This window comes from Collinsella aerofaciens, assembly GCF_020709435.1.
Classification (GTDB): Bacteria; Actinomycetota; Coriobacteriia; order Coriobacteriales; family Coriobacteriaceae; genus Collinsella; species Collinsella aerofaciens_AU.
In genome coordinates this window covers 81,815-104,863 of sequence record NZ_JAJFDP010000005.1, presented here as the reverse complement: position 1 = coordinate 104,863, position 23,049 = coordinate 81,815, and the positions used below count along the sequence as shown (strand labels likewise).

At 61.8% G+C, this 23,049-nt stretch carries 16 protein-coding genes; 14 read left to right on the top strand and 2 right to left on the bottom strand.

Features of this window, described 5'->3' with window-relative positions; genetic code table 11:
* The first annotated feature begins 50 nt into the window (after nucleotides 1–50).
* Entirely contained in the window at nucleotides 51–2,519 is a 2,469-nt protein-coding gene (dnaX, locus tag LK493_RS04885; RefSeq protein WP_227790319.1) for a DNA polymerase III subunit gamma/tau, read from the top strand.
* A gap of 21 nt (nucleotides 2,520–2,540) precedes the next feature.
* Here the strand turns inward: dnaX and LK493_RS04880 are convergent, their stop codons facing one another.
* Nucleotides 2,541–3,014: a hypothetical protein gene (locus tag LK493_RS04880; protein ID WP_227790318.1), complete on the bottom strand. Its 474-nt coding sequence runs from the start codon at nucleotides 3,012–3,014 to the stop codon at nucleotides 2,541–2,543.
* Between the two features lie 340 nt (nucleotides 3,015–3,354).
* Here LK493_RS04880 and LK493_RS04875 point away from each other — a divergent pair, with 340 nt between their 5' ends.
* From LK493_RS04875 to arcC, 7 genes are all read left to right on the top strand, one after another.
* A complete protein-coding gene (locus tag LK493_RS04875) occupies nucleotides 3,355–3,675 on the top strand; it encodes a YbaB/EbfC family nucleoid-associated protein (RefSeq protein ID WP_006235174.1) in 321 nt (106 codons plus the stop codon).
* 13 nt (nucleotides 3,676–3,688) lie between these two features.
* On the top strand, nucleotides 3,689–4,285 hold the full coding sequence (recR, locus tag LK493_RS04870) for a recombination mediator RecR (RefSeq protein ID WP_006235173.1): 597 nt from the start codon (nucleotides 3,689–3,691) through the stop codon (nucleotides 4,283–4,285).
* Nucleotides 4,286–4,528: 243 nt separating this feature from the next.
* On the top strand, nucleotides 4,529–5,434 hold the full coding sequence (locus tag LK493_RS04865; RefSeq protein WP_227790317.1) for a hypothetical protein: 906 nt from the start codon (nucleotides 4,529–4,531) through the stop codon (nucleotides 5,432–5,434).
* The gene (locus LK493_RS04860) at nucleotides 5,431–7,272 is read left to right on the top strand and encodes a serine/threonine protein kinase (RefSeq protein WP_227790316.1); all 1,842 of its coding nucleotides are present in this window, start codon (nucleotides 5,431–5,433) and stop codon (nucleotides 7,270–7,272) included. The genes LK493_RS04865 and LK493_RS04860 overlap by 4 nt, the downstream gene beginning before the upstream one ends.
* Nucleotides 7,273–7,275: 3 nt before the next feature.
* Entirely contained in the window at nucleotides 7,276–8,214 is a 939-nt protein-coding gene (locus LK493_RS04855) for an FHA domain-containing protein (protein ID WP_227790315.1), read from the top strand.
* A gap of 479 nt (nucleotides 8,215–8,693) precedes the next feature.
* On the top strand, nucleotides 8,694–12,233 hold the full coding sequence (nifJ, locus tag LK493_RS04850) for a pyruvate:ferredoxin (flavodoxin) oxidoreductase (RefSeq protein WP_148345449.1): 3,540 nt from the start codon (nucleotides 8,694–8,696) through the stop codon (nucleotides 12,231–12,233).
* 655 nt (nucleotides 12,234–12,888) lie between these two features.
* Nucleotides 12,889–13,851, top strand: coding sequence for a carbamate kinase (gene arcC, locus LK493_RS04845; RefSeq protein ID WP_006235166.1), 963 nt, complete (start codon nucleotides 12,889–12,891; stop codon nucleotides 13,849–13,851).
* 279 nt (nucleotides 13,852–14,130) lie between these two features.
* On the opposite strand, the gene LK493_RS04840 is transcribed toward arcC, so the two are convergent.
* A complete protein-coding gene (locus LK493_RS04840; protein WP_227790314.1) occupies nucleotides 14,131–15,132 on the bottom strand; it encodes a C39 family peptidase in 1,002 nt (333 codons plus the stop codon).
* 355 nt (nucleotides 15,133–15,487) lie between these two features.
* On the opposite strand from LK493_RS04840, the gene LK493_RS04835 reads away from it, so the two are divergent.
* The 6 genes from LK493_RS04835 to LK493_RS04810 all read left to right on the top strand — a co-directional run bounded on the left by LK493_RS04835 (nucleotide 15,488) and on the right by LK493_RS04810 (nucleotide 23,023).
* Nucleotides 15,488–16,939: an APC family permease gene (locus LK493_RS04835; protein WP_227790313.1), complete on the top strand. Its 1,452-nt coding sequence runs from the start codon at nucleotides 15,488–15,490 to the stop codon at nucleotides 16,937–16,939.
* 131 nt (nucleotides 16,940–17,070) lie between these two features.
* On the top strand, nucleotides 17,071–18,348 hold the full coding sequence (locus LK493_RS04830; protein WP_117633809.1) for a metal-dependent hydrolase family protein: 1,278 nt from the start codon (nucleotides 17,071–17,073) through the stop codon (nucleotides 18,346–18,348).
* Between the two features lie 112 nt (nucleotides 18,349–18,460).
* Nucleotides 18,461–19,852: a sensor histidine kinase gene (locus tag LK493_RS04825; protein ID WP_227790312.1), complete on the top strand. Its 1,392-nt coding sequence runs from the start codon at nucleotides 18,461–18,463 to the stop codon at nucleotides 19,850–19,852.
* A gap of 38 nt (nucleotides 19,853–19,890) precedes the next feature.
* Nucleotides 19,891–20,625 carry a LytR/AlgR family response regulator transcription factor gene (locus LK493_RS04820; RefSeq protein WP_227790311.1) on the top strand — a complete coding sequence of 245 codons (735 nt, stop codon included), beginning with the start codon at nucleotides 19,891–19,893 and terminating at the stop codon, nucleotides 20,623–20,625.
* 92 nt (nucleotides 20,626–20,717) lie between these two features.
* The gene (locus tag LK493_RS04815; protein WP_227790310.1) at nucleotides 20,718–21,662 is read left to right on the top strand and encodes a zinc dependent phospholipase C family protein; all 945 of its coding nucleotides are present in this window, start codon (nucleotides 20,718–20,720) and stop codon (nucleotides 21,660–21,662) included.
* Between the two features lie 101 nt (nucleotides 21,663–21,763).
* The gene (locus tag LK493_RS04810; protein WP_227790309.1) at nucleotides 21,764–23,023 is read left to right on the top strand and encodes an MFS transporter; all 1,260 of its coding nucleotides are present in this window, start codon (nucleotides 21,764–21,766) and stop codon (nucleotides 23,021–23,023) included.
* Nucleotides 23,024–23,049 lie beyond the last annotated feature (26 nt).

The window sequence follows — 23,049 nt, the reverse complement described above, 5'->3', positions numbered from 1 at the left end:
ACCGCATGGCCGCCGCGGCAACAAGACTCAGTATACCCGGGGGAGCACCCATGGAATCGTTGTACCGAAAGTATCGCCCGCTCACCTTCGACTCCGTGGTGGGCCAGCAGCATATCGTCTCGACGCTCGAGCACGCCATCACCGAGGGGCGCCTGTCCCATGCGTACCTGTTCTGCGGACCGCGCGGCACGGGCAAGACCACCATGGCGCGTATTCTTGCCAAGGCGCTGCTCTGTCGCAATGCCGAGGCGGCGCGCGCCGAGGGTGCGAGCGGCTGCATGCCCGACGGCACCTGTGAGGAATGCGAGCTCATCGCCGAGGGCAACCACCCCGATGTCTACGAGCTCGATGCCGCAAGCCGTACCGGCGTAGACAACGTGCGCGAGGAAATCATCAACTCCGTCAACTTTGCCCCGGTGCGTGGCAAGTACAAGATCTATATCATCGACGAGGTCCACATGCTCACGACGGCGGCGTTTAACGCGCTGCTCAAGACGCTCGAGGAGCCGCCGGCGCACGTGATCTTTGTGCTGTGCACCACCGACCCGCAAAAGATTCTGGAGACAATCCTCTCACGCTGCCAGCGCTTCGATTTCCATCGCATCGGCAACGAGGATATCGAGCGCCGCCTGGCATACGTGTGCGAGCAGGAGGGCTTCGATTACGACGACGAGGCGCTGGCTATCGTGGCGCGCCATGCCAAGGGCGGCATGCGCGACGCGCTCTCCACGCTGGAGCAGCTGAGCGTTTTTGGCAACGGCGCCGTGCATGCGGACGATGCCCGTTCGCTTTTGGGCGAAGTTTCGGACCAGATTCTAGGCGAGTTTGCGCGCGCCATTGCTGATCGCGATGTCGCCGAGCTGTATGGGCTCATTCGCGCACAGGTCGAGGAGGGCAATGACCTGCTTGAGCTGACGCGTGACTTGGTGGCGCATGTGCGCGACGTGTATGTTGCCTGCGTTGCCGGTGCCCGTGCCGAGCTGTTTGAGGGCGGCTCCGAGCAGGCCGAGGCGCTTGCTGCCGAGGCCGCTGCCTTTGGCGAGCATCCTGCCGACCGCCTGGCCCGTGTGCTGACAGTGCTCGACGATGCCGCACTGGAGATGAGGGGTGCGAGCGACGTGCGCCTGGTGCTCGAGATTGCCTGCACGCGTCTGGCACGTCCCGAGGCCGATTTGACGATTGAAGCTTTGGCTGAGCGCGTAGCTCGCTTGGAGGCCATGGTTGCCAACGCCGCCGTTCCGGCGAGCGTGGCTGCTGCTCAGGCCGCCGCGCCTGCAGCATCCGTACCCGCTGCTGCCCAGCAGCCGACGCTAATTTCGGGCGTCCGTGCTGCTGCTCCGGCGGCATCCGCTGCCCCTGCTGCTACGTCCGCGCGCCAGGGCGGTATGCCTTGGGACCGCGGCGCTGCTGTTCCGGCTGCCCAGCCTGCACCCAAGTCCGCGGCTCCGGCTCCCGCGCCCAAGCCTGTAACGCCTGCACCTCAGCCCGTTGCGGCTCCGGCTCCCGTGCCTGCTGCATCGACCGTGCCGGTGTCCAAGCCCAACAACGCCGCCCAGGTTGCCGCCGCCGGTGCTGCCGAGACCCCCGCGGTCGAGGACGCCGGCGAGCTCCAGCGCAAATGGGCCGAGGTCGTCGAGCGCGTCAAGGCTCGTCAGGCTTCCTACGCAGGCCTGCTGCTCAACGCCCGCGCCACGGCCGACGACGGCTCCAAGCTCACGGTTTCGTTCCCCGCGGGCTCGACCTTTGCTATCAAGATGCTCGGTCGCGCCGACACACAGTCGGTGGTTCTGCCGACAGTCAGTGCGGTCTTCGGTCGTCGTACCGTCGACTATGTCCTGGATGGGGGTGGCACGCCGGCTCCTCAACATGAGGAGCATTCTCCATCTGCACGGGCTGCGGTATCTGCGGACCCGCAACCCGTGTCCTCGGCGGCCCCTGCATCCTCGAGCGCCAGCGCTCCGCAGCAGCAAGCGACGCCGGTGATGGCACCGACCCCGTCGGCGCCTAAGCCCGCCACGCCCAAACCGGCCGCTCCGGCTCCCGCGCCCAAGCCCGCTGCCGCGCCTGCGCCCAAGTCATCCGACCTGGCTAAGGCCCCCTGGCTGCGCTCCGACAACCCTGCCGGCGCTCCCGCTACGGGCAAGCTCCCGACCGAGCCCGCGCCCCGTGCGCCCGAGCGCTCTGCCGCCCCCAAATCTCAGCCTGCCGCGTCGTCTGCGCCGTGGGAATCCGAGCAGGTTCCCTACGACGATGCCATGGTCGGCGGTTTTGCTGCCGATGCCGGCGGGGACGATCTGCCGCCGTTCGACGTGCCGGGTGCGGCGTCCGCGCCCAAGCCCGCTGCAGCTGCCCCCAAAGAGGAGGACGCCCCCGCTGCCCCTTGGGAGTCCAACCCAGGCGCGGGCAGCCCCTTCGGCCACCAGGGCGCAGCCCCGAGTATCCCGCAGACCGAGGACGAGGCCAAAGCCCTCATCCGCAGCGTCTTCGGCCAGGCCACCATCTTCAAGCCGGTGGAGTAGCTGCGCGGGCGGGCATACTGCTCAAGAAGAGAACTCTTTGTCCGGGCGCATCTGTATTTCGGACATGTGTAATGTGGTGCCGCGTATATCGCATTCGAGTAGACAGGTACGTGACGGTCGGCCTAGGATGCTGAGGTCGATACGATACGTTGCATGGCTGTCCGTGTACTCGACTTGCTCGGCGCTGACGGTTGCTCCGATTGTCGAGAAAACGCCTAGTTCGGCATCGACAATCTTGGAGTTCTTTATCTTGACCTTGAACTCTTGGTAGAGGGATGGGCTGTTGTAGTAAACGGTTCGGGTTCCGTCGGTGCACTCATCGGTCGCTTCCCATTTGACGACGGGCTGGCCCGAGCTGGCTACCAGCAGTTCTGCTCCAAAGGCTATAGCATGGGTGATGACAACCAGCAATGCCCAGCCGACAAAGAGATAGAGAACCACATACATAACGGGGTGTTTTGAGCGGATGTTTTGGAGCACGTCGGGGGCATTCATGGGGCACCTCCAAATTGCTATCTGCGGCAATCAAATTATACCCCACCGCCATGAGCGCCGCCTCGAGTAGTGGCTCGGCATTTAGCCATTTAGCGGTACGCATTAAATGTCGGATTCCGGCTCTACAAGATTTAGCTTTCAATATTATGCAGATGCGAATTATTCGACTTTGCATAATCTTTGGGCGCGGCTTGCACTCCAGGACATGTATATCGACTGAGGTAGCGCGACCGCCCCGCTCGCTGGCCGCGCGCCGTGGTACGATTTTTGAGTTTGAAAGTCCCGCCGCGCTCCGGCTGCCCTTGCAGCTTGTCGCGCGGCCGCACGTAAAGGAGCCATTATGGCCGGTATGAACATGCAGCAGATGATGAAGCAGGCTCGCAAGATGCAGGAGCAGCTTGCCGCCGCGCAGGAGAACCTCAAGTCCCAGACCGTCGACGCCTCTGCCGGCGGCGGCATGGTCAAGGTGACCGTTAACGGCGAGATGGAGCTCGTCAACCTCACCATCGATCCCGATGCGCTCGATCCCGAGGACGTCGATATGCTGCAGGACATGATCATGGCTGCCGTCAACGAGGCCGTCCGCGGCGTCAACGAGCTCGCCAACAAGCAGATGGGCGCCATCACCGGCGGCCTCAACATCCCGGGCATGCCGTTCTAAGACACGCATATATATGAGTGCGAATCACAGTCTGCAAAAACTGCTCGATGAGCTGGGTCGTCTGCCGGGCATTGGTCCCAAGTCGGCCCAGCGCATCGCCTATTACCTGCTCGAGGCCGATGCCGAGGAGGCCCGCCGCCTGGCCGAGGCCATCCTGGAGGTCAAGCAGGAGGTCCACTTTTGCAGCCGTTGCTTTAATTACGCCACGGCCGACGAGTGCTCCATCTGCCAGGACCCGATGCGCGATACCACTCGCATTTGCGTGGTGGGCGAGCCGCGCGACGTCCAGGCAATCGAGCGCACGGGCAGCTACCATGGCCTCTACCATGTGCTGGGCGGCGTGATCAGCCCCATGGACAAGATCGGTCCCGAGCAGCTGCATATCCGCGAGCTGCTGGCGCGCCTGGGCCACGAGGACATCCACGAGGTCATTATCGCCACCAACCCCAACATTGAGGGCGAGACCACGGCGAGCTACCTTGCTCGCACCATTAAGCCATTGGGCGTTGAGGTATCGCGTCTTGCGAGCGGCCTTCCCGTGGGCGGCGACTTGGAGTATGCCGACGAGCTTACGCTTGGCCGCGCTATCGAGGCCCGCCGCGCGATCTAGACGGCGTCAGCTCCATGGCATGTCCCGTCGACCTGCCGCACGGGGCACTCATAATTGGGCGCACGTTCATGCATTTGTTGTTCAACAAACCTGCTTTTCATCCGCTTATCGCGTGGATGGGTCCGTCTGCACCTCGTATTTGCCCATTCGTTGCGCAACCTTTTGGGTTCGCTGATACACTCAAATGTGAATATGAAAGAATGCGCCGCTTTTAAGCGGCGTGTTTTTGTTGGAGGAGAACGCATGCGGCCCGGGGGTACTCAGACAAAGCATGGCGCCGCGGTGCGCATGCGACGCCGGCTGGGCCTGGCGCCTTGGGCGTATGTGCTGCTGTCTTGCTCGCTCGTGCTGGTCATAGCCGGTGTTTCGGCTTATGGCATGACGGTGCCGTCCATGGTGCAGGCGCATGCTGCGCGCGAGCTGCATATTGGGCGCAAGGCCAAAAGCGACTTGGGAACGACAACCGGATATGCGTGGGCGAGTGTGGTCGGGCGCACCGTGTTTGGCGTCGATCCCGCGGACGAGAGCGAGCAGGCATCCAACGAGATCACGCTGGCAAACGGCAAGACCATCGTGCTCACCAACGCCAAGGTCATTACGAAGCTTTCCAATAACAGCGTGGCTTCTGTCGTTAACAAGGCGGAACAGCAGAAGGAGCAGGATTCGCAGCAGACGGGCAAGCCCGGCGGCTCGGACGGGTCCGGTTCTGGCAGCGGTTCGGCGGGCTCGGACGGCGGTTCCGGTTCGGGCTCCGCCTCTGGCGGTGGATCTAGTGGTGGCTCGACGGACGGCGGCACCGGCGGCGAGACGGGTTCGGGTGGTCTCTCGGTTGCCGAGGAAGAGAGTATCCACAGCTGGCTCGTGACCAAGTGCAATATGCTCGATGGCTATGTCGCCCGCGCCAATAGCGTGGTTTCGACCTATAACGCCACGGGCGATACCGGACCGTGCGACACCCTGGCGAATGACATGTTTGTTATCCGTGCCGAGTTCGGTCGACAAAGGTTCTCGACCAAATCTAAGTGGTATCGGCAGTATGCCAATCTGTGGGGCTGCTATACCAACCTGTGCCAATGGGTTGGGCACTACGGCAACGACGACGTCGCGCTCAACAACTTCAACACCAATCTGGCGGCGATCGCCCTATGACGAACGATCTCGCTTCTGCGGCAGCCCAGTCGCTCAACCGTGATCCCATGGTGGGCCTGCGCCTGGCGCGCGTCGACGGGTTTGAGCCGGCCGTCGCCCTGGGCACGGACGAGCTTCCCGCCTACCTGCGCCGTTTTACGATGCTGTTTGCCGATGACGCCACCATGCGCCGCGGCGGTATCGGCCGTGTGACGCGTGCCGTCAACGCGCAGGGCGAGGCCGTGGCGCTCAAGCAGCTCATCTTGCCAACGCGCGACGAATTTGATGACGATGTCGCCCACGAGGCGCTGGTCACCAAGTTCAAGGCGGCGTTTCGCGAGGAATATGAATGCCATCGTGCCCTTTCGGGCCTTAAGGGCTTTCCCCGCTTATACGGGTGGGGCGAGGTTGACGGCGTGCCCGCGATTGTCATGGAGTGGGTCGAGGGCGAGACGCTCGCTCGCCTGCGCTCGCACCTTGCCGTGGACGACGACGGCCGCCTGTCACCGCTCGTGGCGGCGCGCCTGGGTCGCGACCTGTTCGATCTGCTCTGCCGCATGAGCTTGGTGGGCGAGGGTTTTGTCCACCGCGATATCTCGCCCGCTAATATCATGGTGCGCACGGCGCGTCTGCCGCTCGATCGACAGCTTGCCGAGGGCACCTTCGACCTGTGCTTGATCGATTTTGGCTCGTCGCTGGCGCTCGAGCCCGCCTCTGCGGTGGCCGGTACCGGCGGCAAGGCGTCGTTTACGGAGCGCTATGCCACGCTGCGCCGTGCGACGGTTGCCTACGCCCCGCCCGAGATGCTCACCGATGACATTCCCGACTTACGCACGCTCCGCATGTCGCCGGCAATCGATGTATATGCTGCAGCGAGCACGGTCTACGAGTTCATTGCCGGTGTCGCGCCGTACGAAGTAGCGCCGGGTGCATCGGGTACTTCGGGCTCGCGCAAAAAGACGCGCGATATCGCCAGCCCTTATCGCCTCAAGATGGATACGCTGCCCGACTATCCCGTCGGCGCCCACGCGCCCGGCTGCGACTTGACGCAACTGCTGCGACGCGAGCCCGATGTGGCACTTGCCGCGGCCGAACAGGCTCAGCAGCTGGGGCTCGATCCAAATTCCGAGGATCTGCGCGATGCGCTGGCGTTTGTCGACGCTCAGCTGTTCGATGTGGTGATGGCCTGCCTGTCCTGCCATCAGGAAGATCGTCCCGAGCCGGCTGCGGTGGAGGCGGCGCTCTCGGCATTTTGCGACCACTATGCGCAAAATGTCGCCCGCTCGCTTCGCGCCGAGCCGCTCATGCCGTGCCCGATGGAGGCATCGGGGCACACAGCCCGGCGTGCGGCGATGGTTGGTGCGACGGCGGCAAGCGGCGTGCTTTGGACTGTGGTCGTGGTATCAGCGGCGCTGTTGGCGTCGGGCGCCCATGTGACGCTCGTCGTGGGACCGCTTATGTGGTCCGGGAAGCTGCCGGCCATTATCGCCGCACTGGCGTTGGCGCTGCCGGGCATGGTGGGCATCGCTGCCGGGGCCTTGGCGCGCGACCGTCGTGTGGGATTCCTGCAGGGTGTGTTGGCCCTTTCCGCCTGCGAGGTTCCGGCGCTGGCCGCACTCGCATGCGCCGTGTTTTCCCAGCATGCCGTGGCGGGTGGCCTGGTGGCCGCCATAATTGCAACCTATGCGCTCACGTGGTTTTTGCTGGCGATGGGGTTTGCCTTTGAGCTTCCCGTCGTGTCAGCACGACGTGCGAAAATTTCCATGGCGACGCCGCTTGCCGGCGGAGCCGCGGCTGCCCGCGCCTTTGGCGGGCCGGCCGAAGTATCCGACACTATCTCTGCGACCAAGGAGGGCTAAGCCATGGCTTCTCAAGCTGAGCTCACCCCGTGCGGGGCAATGTTTGACATCTTTAAGCGCGCAGCGCACCTGAGCCATATCGAACTGTGCGGCCTGGTGCTCTCGAGCCGCCCGCTCGCCGACGGCCGTAGTCCGCAGAGTCGTGCCGCCGATCGCTCCTGGGTTTCGCGCTTTATCGTGCGCGCACCGGTCGGCACGCTGCAGGAACGTTATTTTGCCGATTGCGGCACCTCGGCCGCGCGCATTATGTCGCAGCTGGCCCTGCGCCGTCGCAACCCCATGGACGCCGCGGCCGTGACCAATATGGTGTGCGGCCCCGCTGGCGAGCCCATGGTGCGGGCACTCGAGGAATGCCACCAGGACACGAATCTCTATCGCAATGCGCTCGAGCGCCTGTCGCAGGCGGCTGAACTCATGCCCGCCGAGCGCGCCGAGGCCATCCTGGTGCTGTTTGTCGCCGTGGGTTGCTCGGCAGATGTACGTTCGTCGGTGACCTATGCCATCGACTACGCTCATGCGACCTGTGGCGGCGCCACGTCGACGCCGCGCTCGCTGAGCACATCTTCGGTCGCGGGCGAGCACGAGGTCGCGCCGGCGCATCCGCTGGGACTGCTGCGCGTGCAAAACGGCTACGTGGTGAGCGCCCCGCGCTGGATTCAGCCGAGTGAGGAAGGTGTCGAGATCGGCGCCCTGGCAACGGGGGAGGGCGACATCACCGACGTCGGTGACGACGTCTCGGCCCGCCATGCCCATATCTGGTGCGACGATTCTGGCACATGGTTTGTCGAGGACCTGTCGTCCACGAACGGCACCGTGGTGGTAAACGGGGCCACGAGCGTGTGTATTCAAGTAGAGCCCGGCCGCTCCGCCCGGCTCAGCCCCGGCGACGAGCTCAAACTCGGCGAATCCACCACCTATGCCATCCTCCTCGGCGCCCTCTAGCTCATCCCCCCAATGAGTTGCGGTGAAATAGGGACTGATTAAGGCCGTTAACAGCAAAAACAGTCCCTATTTCACCGCAACTGCTGTGGGGTTCCAGGGGACTGTGCCCGTCGGTGCCGGGCGCACAATAGTCACCCGAGGTAAACCTTTACCGGCCACCTATATTTGCCGAAATTACACTTGACGGCGGGGTACAATAAACCCGCATGCGGATTTCCGTTGCGGGCGCTTCCCATCGCCGGGGCGTGCCCGGGAGCATCCGGCATGCGGCCTTTGCGGCGCTCGGTCATGTGCAAGACGGGTAGCTGGGCTTGTGGAGCGCGTGCAGCCCTCCTCGCCTCGGCATGCCTTCTCTCCACGCCATGTACCTGCTGCTGAGCCTGCCTGCCAGATGATTGGAAGCAACAGCGAAAATCCCATCACGCCAACATCCCGGCGATCGCCGGGGCCTGTATACCTATATGAGAGGAGAGGGGTATATGGCGCGTAAGTTTAAGTCTATGGACGGCAACGAGGCGGCCGCATATGTTTCGTATGCGTACACCGAGGTAGCGGGAATCTATCCCATTACGCCGTCCAGCCCGATGGCCGACCATGTCGACCAGTGGGCGGCCCAGGGTCGCAAGAATATCTTCGGCACCCCGGTCAAGGTCGTCGAGATGGAGTCCGAGGCAGGTGCAGCCGGTACCGTTCACGGTTCGCTGGGCGCCGGTGCTCTGACCACCACCTACACGGCTTCTCAGGGTCTGCTCCTGATGATCCCGAACATGTACAAGATCGCGGGCGAGCAGCTCCCGGGCGTCTTCCACGTCTCCGCGCGTTGCGTCGCTTCCCACGCCCTGAACATCTTTGGCGATCACTCCGACGTCATGGCCTGCCGCCAGACCGGTTTCGCCATGCTCGCCGAGGGCAACGTCCAGGAGGTCATGGACCTCTCGCCGGTGGCTCACCTTGCCGCCATCGAGGGTAAGACCCCGTTCCTTAACTTCTTCGACGGCTTCCGCACCAGCCACGAGATCCAGAAGGTCGCCATGTGGGACTACAAGGATCTGGCCGAGATGTGCGACATGGACGCCGTCCAGGCTTTCCGCGACCACGCGCTCAACCCTGAGCACCCGCACACCCGCGGCAGCCACGAGAACGGCGATATCTTCTTCCAGAACCGTGAGGCCTGCAACAAGGTCTACGACGAGCTTCCCGCCGTCGTCGAGGGCTACATGAAGAAGATCAACGAGAAGCTCGGCACCGATTACGGCCTGTTCAACTACTACGGCGCTCCCGATGCCGACCGCGTCGTCGTGTGCATGGGCTCCTTCTGCGACGTGCTCGAGGAAGTCATCGACTACCTCAACGCCCACGGCGAGAAGGTCGGCCTGGTCAAGGTCCGTCTGTTCCGTCCGTTCTCCATCAAGCACTTCGTCGACGTTCTCCCCGAGACCGTCCAGAAGATCGCCGTCATGGACCGTACCAAGGAGCCGGGTTCCATCGGCGAGCCGCTCTACCAGGACGTCGTCTCCGCTCTCTACGAGGCCGGCAAGACGGGCATCAAGGTCGTCGGCGGCCGTTATGGCCTGGGCAGCAAGGACACGCCTCCCGCGTCCGCGTTCGCTGTCTTCGAGGAGCTCAAGAAGGACGAGCCCAAGCGCGAGTTCACCATCGGCATTGTCGATGACGTGACCAACCTGAGCCTGCCCGAGGCCGAGGATACGCCCAACACCGCAGCCCCCGGCACCATCGAGTGCAAGTTCTGGGGTCTGGGTGGCGACGGTACCGTCGGCGCCAACAAGAACTCGATTAAGATCATCGGCGACCACACCGACAAGTACGTCCAGGCCTACTTCCAGTACGACTCCAAGAAGACCGGCGGCGTCACCGTATCGCACCTGCGCTTTGGTGATTCTCCGATCCGTTCGCCGTACTACGTGACCAAGGCCGACTTTGTCGCCTGCCATAACCCCAGCTACATCGTTAAGGGCTTCAAGATGGTTCGCGACGTCAAGCCGGGCGGCACCTTCCTGGTCAACTGCCAGTGGAGCGACGAGGAGTTCGCCGAGCACATGCCCGCCGTGGCCAAGCGCTACATCGCGAACAACAACGTCAACGTCTACCTGATCGACGCCATCGACCTAGCTGCCAAGGTTGGCATGGGCAAGCGCACCAACACGGTGCTCCAGTCCGCCTTCTTCGCGCTGGCCAAGGTCCTGCCCGCCGAGGACGCCCTGCAGTACATGAAGGACGCGGCTACCAAGTCCTACATGAAGAAGGGCCAGGCCATCGTCGACGCCAACCACAAGGCCATCGATGCCGGCGCTACCGCCTTCCGTAAGTTCGAGGTTCCGGCCGACTGGGCTACCGCCGAGGATGCCGCTCCCGTCGAGCTCTCCGAGGAGACCAAGTCCGCCATCGCCCAGCAGGTCAAGAACCTGCTCGAGCCCATCGATCGCATGGACGGCGACAGCCTGCCTGTTTCCGCCTTCGTCGATTGCGCCGACGGCCAGTTTGAGCTGGGCGCCTCCGCATACGAGAAGCGCGGCGTCGCCGTGGTCGTTCCCCACTGGGATGAGACCAAGTGCATCCAGTGCAACCAGTGCGCCTACGTGTGCCCGCATGCCACCATCCGTCCGTTCGCGATGACCGAGGACGAGGCTGCCGCCGCGCCCGAGGCTACCCGCACGCTCGACGCCATGGGCCCCAAGGCCAAGGGCATGAAGTTCACCATGGCTGTGTCCCCGCTCGACTGCATGGGTTGCACCAACTGCGTCAAGGTCTGCCCCAAGGGCGCCCTCGAGATGGTTCCCACCGAGCAGGAGATGGACCAGCAGCCCGTTTGGGACTACATGGTCGAGAACGTCTCCGAGAAGAAGGAGCTCATCGCGGCCAACGTCAAGGGCAGCCAGTTTAAGCAGCCCTACCTGGAGTTCTCCGGCTCCTGCGCCGGCTGCGCCGAGACCGCCTATGCACGTCTGGTGACCCAGGTCGCCGGCGACCGCATGTTCATTTCCAACGCCACCGGCTGCTCCTCCATTTGGGGCAACCCCGCTGCCACCGCTCCTTACTGCAAGGACAAGGACGGTCACGGCCCGGCGTGGAACAACTCCCTGTTCGAGGACAATGCCGAGCACGGTCTGGGCATGGCCGTCGGTTACGAGGCCGTCCAGCACAAGCTGATCGCTGCTACCCAGGACATCATCGCTGCCGATGGTCCGTCCGATGAGCTCAAGGCTGCCGGCCAGGCTTGGATCGACTCCGTCAACGACGCCGAGGCTTCCAAGACCGCTGCTGCTGCCTACGTTGCCGAGCTCGAGAAGTGCGGCTGCGACGCTTCCAAGGCAATCCTCGCCGACAAGGCTTACCTCACCAAGAAGTCCTTCTGGATCTTCGGCGGCGACGGTTGGGCCTACGACATCGGCTTCGGTGGCCTGGACCACGTCCTGGCTTCCGGCCACAACGTCAACGTCTTCGTCTTCGACACCGAGGTCTACTCCAACACCGGCGGTCAGGCCTCCAAGGCCTCGAACCTGGGCCAGGTCGCTCAGTTCGCCGCTGCCGGTAAGGTGACCAAGAAGAAGTCCCTGGCCGAGATCGCCATGAGCTACGGCTACGTTTACGTGGCGCAGGTCGCCATGGGCGCCAACCCGGCTCAGACCCTCAAGGCCATTCACGAGGCCGAGGCCTACGACGGCCCGTCCCTCATCATCGGCTACAGCCCCTGCGAGATGCACTCCATCAAGAAGGGTGGCATGCAGAACTGCCAGGCCGAGATGAAGAAGGCTGTCGAGTGCGGTTACTGGAACCTCTTCCGCTTCAACCCCGAGGCTGCTGCCGGCAAGAAGTTCTCGCTCGATTCCAAGGAGCCCGCGGGCGGTTATCAGGAGTTCCTGATGAACGAGGCCCGTTACGCTTCGCTGACGCGTTCCTTCCCCGAGCGCGCCGAGGAGCTCTTCAAGGAGAACGAGCAGGCCGCTATGGATCGCTATCAGCACCTGCTGAAGCTCAAGACGGTGTACAACGAGGCCTAGGTCTCCCGCCGCAGGATCTGAGGGCTAACCTTCGCGGACGTCCTCGGACATGAAAGAACCCCCGCTGCGCACTACGTGCGGCGGGGGTTCTTTCGTCCTGCGGAATGTCCGCGAAGGTTAGCCCTCAGATCCTGCTACGACTACGTCCTTGGATTGTGTGGGCGGATGAAGGACGTAGTTGGTCGGGTATTCCGTCCCCTTCGCTGTTTCGCGGCTTTGCCGCGAAACCTCGCGCCACTTTGGGGATGGATGGGGGACTTGGCCGTTGCCGCTTTTTCGGAGCTCTTCTTTATTCCTTTTGTTGGATGAAAAGCCCCTTGTTTTTGCAGGGGTGCATACTCGACTTATATGTGCATAGAATCTCGTATAGTGCGAGTAAGATATTGCGCTGTCTGTTTTGTGTTTAGCAAAGATATAGTTTGCATAATCTGGTCTAATCCCTGCTCTATTAAAATAAAGTTGCACGTAAATGGCGTAGATATGCTTGAGCTGGGGTTCTGTACGCTGAGCGGATAAAAACGACCGTTCACCGTTCCGCTATTTTCAAAATGAATAAAATGAGCGATAAAGAGAATATAAACCTTAATAAACTCGCGTATCGCACGGACGCGGGTTATTAATGGGTTGTAGGCCTTTTACAGAAAGGATTCCAGCAATGTCTAAGCCTCTTGGCAAGCCCGATCGTATTGTCGTCGCCCTTGGCGGCAACGCCCTCGGCAACAACCCCGTCGAGCAGATCGAGGCCGTGAGCAACACCGCCCATGCCCTCCTCGGCCTCATCGAGCAGGGCAACGAGATCATCATCACCCACGGCAACGGCCCGCAGGTCGGCATGATCCAGAACGCCTTCGCCGCTGCCCACGATGCCATCGGTACCCCCGAGATGCCGCTGCCCGAGTGCGGCGCCATGTCCCAGGGCTACATTGGTTATCACCTGCAGCAGGGCATCGGCCGCGAGATGCACAAGCGCTATAAGCGTTGGCACGCCGCCACCGTCGTCACCCAGATCGAGTGCGACCCGGATGATCCCGCGTTCAAGAACCCGACCAAGCCGATCGGCCCCTTCTACACCGAGGAGCAGGCCAAGGAGTTCATGGCCGAGGATCCCTCCAAGGTCTTCGTCGAGGATTCCGGCCGCGGCTGGCGTCGCGTCGTCGCTTCCCCCGATCCCAAGAAGATCGTCGAGGCTGACTCCATCCTCAACCTGCTCGACAACGAGTTCATCGTCATCGCCTGCGGTGGCGGCGGCATTCCCGTCGTCCGCGACTACGAGAACAAGGGCTGCTACAAGGGCGTTCCCGCCGTCATCGACAAGGACCTGGGCGGCGAGCTGCTGGCCGAGGACTGCGATGCTGACGTTCTGTTCCTGCTGACCGCCGTTGAGCATGTTGCCATCAACTTTGGCAAGCCCAACCAGGAGGAGCTCGAGGACCTCACCGCCGACGAGGCCGAGCGCCTGGCAGACGAGGGTCAGTTCGGCAAGGGTTCCATGGAGCCCAAGGTTCGCGCTGCCATCAAGTTCGCCCGTTCCCGCAAGGGCCGCACCTGCATCATCGGCGCTCTGGACAAGGCCGCCGAGACCATGGCTGGCCTCTCCGGTACCCGCATCCACGAGTAGTCTCTACTCTGTTGCCTCTCTCGTGGGCGCCAGGCAAAGCGCCCACAAACTAGCCTCTCTTCATGAGCCCCGCAGTCCGCTCCGACTGCGGGGCTTTTGTTTCAACCCGGCACTTAGGGACGTTCCTTTCCTGCCGGCAGCCTAGGGCTGGTCATTGGGGACAGACTTAAATGCGTGGCACCGATCAACTGCGGAAAGCGCATCCCACAATGAGTGTCCAAAGCGGGGCACAGTTTCCCAGGTACTCATTTAAGTCTGTCCCCAATGAGTGCCCAATGACTAGTAGTAGGCCCACATGGCTTCGACTTCGTTGAGGACCTCTACGACGCCCCAGCGGCGGGCGCTGCGGCTGGCCGAGTTAGGGTCGTAGACGCCAATCTGGTTGGCATCATCGATACCGTAGAGCACGATGTAGTGACCCACGTTGGTAAAGGTGCCGGGGCGCACTGCGGCGATGATGGGCGCACCCGAGCGAAGTGCTTGGGTAATCGATTCGCGATCGTTATAGAGCTGTGTTCCGTTGAGCCCCAGCTGCCACGCACCGCCTGTCATAAACGACCACTCGGTGGCACCAGTGGGGGCGTAGTTGCCGGCTTCGGCCAGCGCGCATATATCGACCGGCGTCTTATCGGTATGGCCGGTCTTAAAGATATAGACCATGGTGAGGCAGGTAGGACCGCAAGCGTTTTCGCGAATAGTGCCACCGGCATAGGGCAGCTCCGACCATGCGGGGTCAATTTGGTAGATGTGGGGCATGGTGCCGGCCTGCCATTGCGAGCGTGGGGTCGAGAACGCAAAGGAGTAACCGGGTGCGACGGGAGCTTTAAGCAGCTTGTCCTCGGCAGTGGGCTCAAGACCGGCTGATCCGTGGGAGATACAGGATCCCAAAAACACAAAGACGAGGCAGGCGGCGATGGAGCAAAGCGCAAGGCGTAGGCGGCGGGCCGGAAGCGCGTGGCTTGTGGTGTGCGACGCGGGGTGAGGGGCGGAATTGCCGAGATCGCGTTGAGGTCGCGAAAAGGAGCGCTTGACGTAGTAGTCGGTCTTACGGCGATCGTAGCGGCGTGGCTGCGATGTGTCGGTCTGACGTTGGCGTGTGCTCGTACTGACGCGGTCTGACTGCTGCACGGTACGGCTTTGCTGCCGCGAAGAAGCCCCGGGCTGCTCTTGGGGGCGCTGCGGGTTGTCGTTGTCGGAGGTGCTTCTGGGCGTTGGCGTGGTGCGGCCGGCAAGGCGCACGCTTTGTGGCCGTTGGTCGCCGTCATTGTATCCGTATGCCATTCGAATCACCTTGCCTCATGTGTAACTTGTCTATCCTACATAAAAAGATGCACGACACATGGGCATGTGCGCCAAAAGCCTGACAAATGGTATGAACGTTGCCGCGCCGCGCGCCAAGCGCCACGGCAACAGGTATTCAAAAGCAGACAAGATGAAAGCGTCCAAGACGAATGACGTCTCCCGCCGTTCGTCCCAAAAACGGTGCCGCTCGTTTTGCAGTTCTGCCTTCGGTCGAGCTACAAGCGGAGCTGCTGCGCCAAGGCCGTATCTTAAAGCCACGAAATAAAAGAGCGCGGCAAAACAGACCGCGCAAGGGGTGACGTCAAGGGGCGTCAAAAAGGAAAGGAGGGGAACAATGGCGGACAAGAACGCAGAAGTTGCAGTCGAGGATAACGGCGGCATGAAGAAAACGCTTTCGCTCTGGAACTTCTTCACCATCGGTTTCGGTGCCATTATCGGTACCGGTTGGGTTCTGCAGGTCGGCGACTGGATGGTCGTGGGCGGCGGTCCCGTTCCCGCTATGATCGCATTCCTCTTGGGTGCAATCTTCCTCGTGCCCGTCGGAGCTGTTTTCGGTGAGCTCACGGCTGCTATCCCCATCTCGGGCGGCATCGTCGAGTATGTCGATCGTAGCTTTGGCCGTACGCTGAGCTACATCACCGGATGGCTTTTGGCTCTGGGCAACGGTATCCTGTGCCCGTGGGAGGCCATCGCCATTTCGACCCTCGTGTCCGAGATGTTCGGCAGCCTGCCCGGTCTTGAGTGGCTGCGCGCCGTCAAGCTCTACACCATCCTGGGCGCCGACGTTTACCTGTTCCCGACGCTGATCGCGCTCGGCTTTGCAGTCTACGTCATCTTCCTTAACTTCCGCGGTGCCAGCTCGGCCGCCAAGCTCCAGGCCTTCCTGACCAAGGCCCTGCTCTGCGGCATGCTGCTCGCCATGGGCGTCTCGCTGTTCACCGGCTCGCCGGACAACGCCATGCCCGTGTTCTCCCAGGTCACCGGCGCTGGCGGCGGCAAGGCCGCTACCGAGGGCGCCAGCCTGTTCGCCGGCATCGTGTCGGTCCTGGTTCTGACCCCGTTCTTCTATGCCGGTTTCGACACCATTCCTCAGCAGGCTGAGGAAGCAGCCGAGGGCCTCAACTGGAACAAGTTCGGCAAGATCATCTCCCTGGCCCTGCTGGCCGCCGGCGGCTTCTACATGGTCTGCATCTACTCGTTCGGCACCATCCTCGACTGGCATGAGTTTGTTAAGAGCCCGGTTCCCGCGCTTGCCTGTCTCAAGGGTATCAACATGCTCCTGTACCTGGCCATGCTCGTCATCGCCACGCTTGGACCCATGGGCCCGATGAACTCCTTCTACGGCGCCACGAGCCGCATCATGCTCGCCATGGGCCGCAAGGGCCAACTGCCCGAGAAGTTCGCCGAGGTCGACCCCAAGTCTGGCGCTCCCAAGCTCGCCTGCGTCGTTCTGGGCGTCATCACCGTCATCGGTCCGTTCTTGGGCAAGAACATGCTCATCCCTCTGACCAACGTGTCGGCTCTCGCCTTCATCTTCTCCTGCGGTATGGTCGCCCTCGCCTGCCTGCGCATGCGCTTTACCGAGCCCGACCTGCCTCGTCCCTACGAGGTGCCCGGCGGCAAGTTTGGCATCGGCCTCGCTATCGCTGCCTGCGCCATCATCATCGGCCTGCTCGTGATTCCGTTCTCTCCCGCCTCCCTCAACATGGTGGAGTGGAGCATCGTGATCGGCTGGCTGGCCGTCGGCCTGGCTCTCATGGCCTTCACCAATTCCCGCAAAAAGTAACGCCGAGCCGGGGCGGATCAGGTGCGCGGGACCCTCTCTTCCGCGCACCGAACCCGGCACCACTTGGGTAGCTTTGTGAGGCCTTAACCCAACGCGGCCTCGCCCACTATATGGATCCATAAGGAGGAACCATGTCCACTAAGTATGCAATCGTTGGCGGCAAGCTCATCGACGGTACCGGTGCCGAGCCGGTCGAGAACTCCCTCGTCCTCGTCGACGACAACGGCAAGATCGAGTACGCCGGCGCTATGCAGGACCTTCCCGAGGGCGTTGAGGTCATCGACGCCGCCGGCAAGACCGTCCTTCCCGGCCTGATCGACACCCACCTGCACTTCTCGGGCAACCTGACCGACGATGACACCGATTGGGTCATGCAGCCGCTCCTCGAGAAGCAGGCCGTCGCCGTCAAGCAGGCCTACGACTGCCTCACCCACGGCCTCACCACCGTCTGCGAGATCGGCCGCTTTGGTATCCAGATCCGTGACTGCATCGACAAGGGCGTCTTCAAGGGCCCGCGCGTTCTGGCCACCGGCCTTGGCTTCTGCCGCGTTGCCGGCCACGGCGACTCCCACCACTGCAGCCAGGAGCTCAACAAGGAATCGCACCCCTGGGGCGATCAGGTCGACGGTCCTTGGGATCTGCGCAAGGCCGTCCGCCGTCGCCTGCGCGAGAACCCCGATGCCATCAAGATCTGGGCTACCGGTGGCGGCATCTGGCGCTGGGACTCCGGCCGCGACCAGCACTACTGCTCCGAGGAGATTCAGGCCGTGGTCGAAGAGGCCAAGATGGTCGGCATCCCCGTGTGGAGCCACTGCTACAACAACCACGCCGCTGCCTACGATTCCGTTCGCTTTGGCTGCGAGCAGCTGATTCACGGCTTCGATATCGATGAGCGCACCATGGACCTCATGGCTGAGCAGGGCACCTTCTTCACCCCGACGATCGCCTTCCTGCCCACCTGGTACGCCACCTATCCGCCCGTCTACGTTCCCGAGCTGCACGACAAGTACGAGGGCACCCTGGTCGAGAAGGAGCTGCAGCGCAACTACGACTGCCTGCGCGAGGCCAAGAAGCGCGGCGTCGTCATGACGATCGGCTCCGACTCCTTCTCCTTCGTCACCCCGTACGGCACCTGCTCCATCGAGGAGATGTACGAGTTCGTCGACAAGATCGGCTTCACCCCGGTCGAGACCATCACCTGTGCCACCCTCAACGGTGCCAAGATGTGCCACATCGAGGACGAGACCGGTTCCATCGAGGCCGGCAAGTGCGCCGACCTGCTGGTCGTCAACGGTGACGTCGCCGCCGACATCCACGTGCTCAACACCGACAACATGGACGTCATCATGAAGGACGGCTGGATTGTCGAGGCCGGCACCTTCGGCGAGGCAAACAAGTACAGCGCCTAAGCTACCGTTCATCGATGGCTGGATGTAAAACACAGTATTTGATTGCATAATGCAATGGAGAGGGTCGCTTGCGGCCCTCTTTATTGCTATGGGGTGCGTCAGTAAGAAGGAGATGACGGTGGATCTCAATAGGCTGATTCTGGGCAAGAGCTACAACTCTACCAAGGTCTTTCGTACCGCTCAGCATGTGGTTCAAGCCATCTTGCTCGGTATTGTCGTTCCGTTGCTTATCCTACTGCTCATCTGGGATCTAACCGATAATCCCAATCCCGTTCCGGCCGTTGTCGTCATTGCCGGCTTGGTCATGCTGTGCTTCTTCTTCTCGTACGTCTTTGTCGTTCCCGACGACCTTACATCGAGCGCAACCGACCGCACGCTCGCCATCGCTTCAAAAATATTCGCCTACACGTCGCGCGGCCTTACGCCCGAAGCTGCCCTGGGCGCCTCTAAGATCATCCTGTCCGAAACTATCGCCTCTGCCATCTGCTTTACCGACGGCAAGCAGGTGTTGGCAAGCTGGGGCGAGGACTCGGCAAAATGCCCCGCGGGCACCCCGGTGGTACTGCGGACTACGCTCAACGTGATCAACAGCGGTGAGCAAAGCGTGTTCTCGCGCGATGCCTCGACCGAGACGGGTTGCTACTTTCCGCGCCTGCGCGCCGGTATTGTCGCACCGCTTACCGTGCGCGGGCATTGCGTGGGCACGCTCGAGCTGTATTATCCCCGTCTGAGTAGCATCGATATGCGCCAGACGGCGCTTGCCTCGGGCTTTGCCGACCTCATTTCCACGCAGCTTGCGAGCTTTGAGCTCGAGCGCCAGGACGAGCTTACGGCCCGCGTGGAGCTGCGCGCCTTGCAATCGCAGGTCGATCCTCATTTTCTGTTTAACGCCATCAGCACTATCGTGTCGCTCGTACGTACCGAGCCGGACAAGGCCAGGTCGCTGCTGATCGACTTTTCCAATTACTACCGTCAGACGCTTTCCGATTCCGATACCCTCACAACGCTCGAGCACGAGGTGGAACAGGGCACTCGTTATATCAATCTTATGCAGGCTCGTTATGGCGACGGCCGTCTGCGCGTCTCGGTCGATATCGACTTTGAGGTGCGCGATTGCATGGTGCCGCCGTTCATCTTGCAACCGTTGCTCGAAAACTGCATCAAGCACGCGCAGCGCGAGACCGAGCCGCTTTCTATTCATGTTAGGGCTTTCGAGACCGATGACGGTTTGGAGATCATCGTCGAGGACGATGGCATCGGTATGAGCGAAGAGGTCTGCGCGCATCTGTTTGAGCAACATCGCCGAGAGGAGCCCGAGAGCATTACCGCCGACGGCTCCGTCAAGCGAGGTTGCGGCCTGGCGCTCTTCAACGTGCTTCAGCGCATCCATTTCTTTTACGGAGAAGATTCCGGCATGCGCGTGAAGTCCCAAGAGGGCGTGGGAACGCAGGTCATCGTCGAGCTGAACGGCGAGCCGCATGAGCCGGCGCCGTTGACGGCGTAGCACGCGGTTGGATTGAGAGAAAAAGAGGGGAAGCACATATGTCCGAAGGCTGGAACATCTTGGTGGTTGATGACGAGCCTCCCATTAGGGCTGAGCTACGCTATCTGTTGGAAAAGGATACGCGTGTGGGCCAGATTGCCGAGGCGGGCAATGTCACCGAGGCCGTGGAGTCGATTCTCTCGAACAAGCCCAACGTGTTGTTTTTGGACATCACGATGCCCGGCCGCTCGGGAATTGAGCTTGCCGAGACGCTGCAGAACCTAAAGACGCCGCCGGTGGTTGTGTTTGTGACGGCGTTTGCCGAGTTTGCCGCCGATGCGTATAACCTTGATGCGGTCGACTATGTCGTCAAGCCGGTCGAGGACGCACGCCTGTCAAAGGCACTCGACAAGATCGAGGCAGCCTTGGGTGCCCGTCGTGTTATCCACGCTCCGCGCCAGCCTTTACGTCTGACGGTGGACCGCAGGGGCAAAAAGGTGTTCATTCCCGCCGCAGACGTCTGCTACTTTGAGGCGCGCGCCGATTTTTGCAACGCCATCTGCGCCGAGGGAACGTACCTGATCAATGAGTCGATCTCTTCGCTCGAGCGTCGCTTGGGCTCCGAGGGCTTTATTCGCGTTCATCGCAGCTATCTGGTCAATTTGGAAGACGTGCACAATGTTGAGATTGGCTCCACGGGGTTGATGGAGCTCAGGCTCGACCGCGTGAGCTCGACGGTACCGGTGTCCCGTCGTCGTGCCGCCGAGGTCAAGTCGCACCTGGGGCTTGCGTAAAAGGCTTGCGTGCCGTCGTTTACCATCGCAGGTTTGGCATGGGCGCGCGGTGGGCATAATGGGTGGCATCGAATGAAATCGAAAGGATCATTATGCCCGCGCTTATCACCCATCATCTGTTTGGCGAGGAAAGCATCGACCGTCTTCCACAGGGCGTCATCACGTCCGATGAAGAGCGCATTGCCTTTATCTTGGGCAACCAAGGCCCCGACCCGTTTTTCTTTCACATTCTGACACCGCGTGTTTCCGACTGCACGCTGCTGGCGCAGGTCATGCATCGGTCGCGTATGTCTCGCCAGTTCGCGTGCCTGCGCGACGGCGTGTCGCATCTGCTGCCGCGCGACGCCAGCTTGGGTCGCGCCTTTGCGCTGGGCCTGCTGTCTCATTACGTGCTCGACCGCAACGCCCATCCCTTTGTCTATGAGCAGCAGTTTGGCATCGTGGAGTCCGATTCAGAGCTTGAGGATTCGAGCAGTCAGGTCCATGCCGTGATCGAGAGCGACCTGGATGTACTGATGCTGCAGCTTAAACGCGATGGCGCTACGGTCGACGATTACCCGCCGGCGGGCGAGATTGTCACTACCGATCGCATCAATCGCGTGGCCGGCGTGCTGATGAGCTATGTTGCCGGACGCGTGTACGGCATTGACATTCCAGCGGGGGAGTACGGTGCTGCCGTTGCCAATATGCAGCGACTTTACCGCGCGATTGAGCCGGCCGGCTCCGCAAAGACGCGCGCGATCTCGCTGGTTGAGGGCTTGGTGCACGACTACTCGCTGCTCGACGGCCTTGCCCATCGCGTGACGACGGAGCTGCCCGAGCGCACCGGCAACCTGGGCCACCTGACATGGAAGAACCCCTTTACCGATGAGGTCTCGACTGAGAGCTTCCCCGAGGTCTTTGAGCGCGCGCTGGTCGATTACGAGTGCACGGTCGCACGTTTTATCGAGACCGGTGACATGGATGCCGTGACCAGTCACGTCAACTACAGCGGTCGCGTGCTCAATGCCGATGAGGAGTTCGACCGCGAGGAATAGGGCCCGTGCGTGCCCCTTTGCCGAATCCTTACCGGCGGTTCTGGACAATTGGGGTACGATGAACTAACTGCATATCGGGCGAATACGAAGGGTCCCTGTCCATGAAATACACCAAGCTCGAGCGTAACTGGGTCATGTACGATGTGGGAAACTCGGCCCTCGTATTGCTCAATACCTCGGTGGTGCCCATCTACTTTAACGCCATCAATACCGGTGCTTCCTCGGCAGACCTGGTGGTCGCCTGGGGCAACGCGCAGACGATTGCCTCGCTGGTCATTGCCATGCTCATGCCCATTCTGGGCGCGCTTGCCGATTACGCCGGCAACAAGATCAAGTTCTTCTTGGGCTTCTTCCTCACGGGCCTGGTTCTTTGTCTGGCGCAGGCTATCCCAATGTCCGCCATGGCATTTTTGACTGTGTACGTGCTGTGCACCATCGGCCTCAACTCTTCTATGACGTTCTACGACGCCATGCTGCCCGACATTACCACCGACGAGCGCATGGACGCCGTGTCCAGCTCGGGCTATGCCTGGGGCTACATCGGTTCCACCGTGCCGTTCGTCATCTGCCTGGCGCTCATCATGGGTGGCCCCGCTCTTGGCGTCCCTACCATGCTGGCAACGCGTCTGTCGTTTATCATCACTGGTGCCTGGTGGCTCATCTTTACCATGCCGCTCATTCGCACCTATAAGCAAAAGTACGGTCGCGAGCGCGGTCCCGAGGACACTATCGGCCACATCGTGGGCGGTGTGTTCTCCGAGGTCGGACACACCATGCGCGAGATCGCCCACAACAAGACCGTGCTGGTCTACATGATCGCGTTCTTCTTCTATATCGACGGTGTGCACACGGTCATTTCCATGGCAACCAGCTACGGATCGGCCTTGGGCATCGATTCGACCCAGTTGGTCCTGGCGCTGCTCGTTACGCAGTTCGTGGCCTTTCCGTCCGCCATCATCTACGGCAAGCTCGCCGGCCGCGTGGGCACGCTCAACATGATCTTGGTGGCAGTCGCCGCCTATATGGGCATTGTGCTGTTCGCCGCGTTCTTCCTAAAGACCGCCTTTGAGTTTTGGGTGCTTGCCATTATGGTCGGCCTGTTCCAGGGCGGCGTGCAGGCGCTCAGCCGTAGCTACTTTGGCCGCATTATCCCCAAGGAAAAGTCCAACGAGTACTACGGCTTCTTTGACATCTTTGGTCGTTATGCAAGCGTTATGGGCACCTTCCTGGTGTCGGTCGTCACCTCGCTGACCGGCAACCCGTCGCTGGGCGTCCTTTCCATTGGCGTGCTGCTGATCGTTGGCTTTATGCTGCTGGTCCGCCTGTCCCGCACGACTCGGGCGGCAGAGCATGCCGCATAGGAGCGAGCGGCTATTGTGCCTGTCCA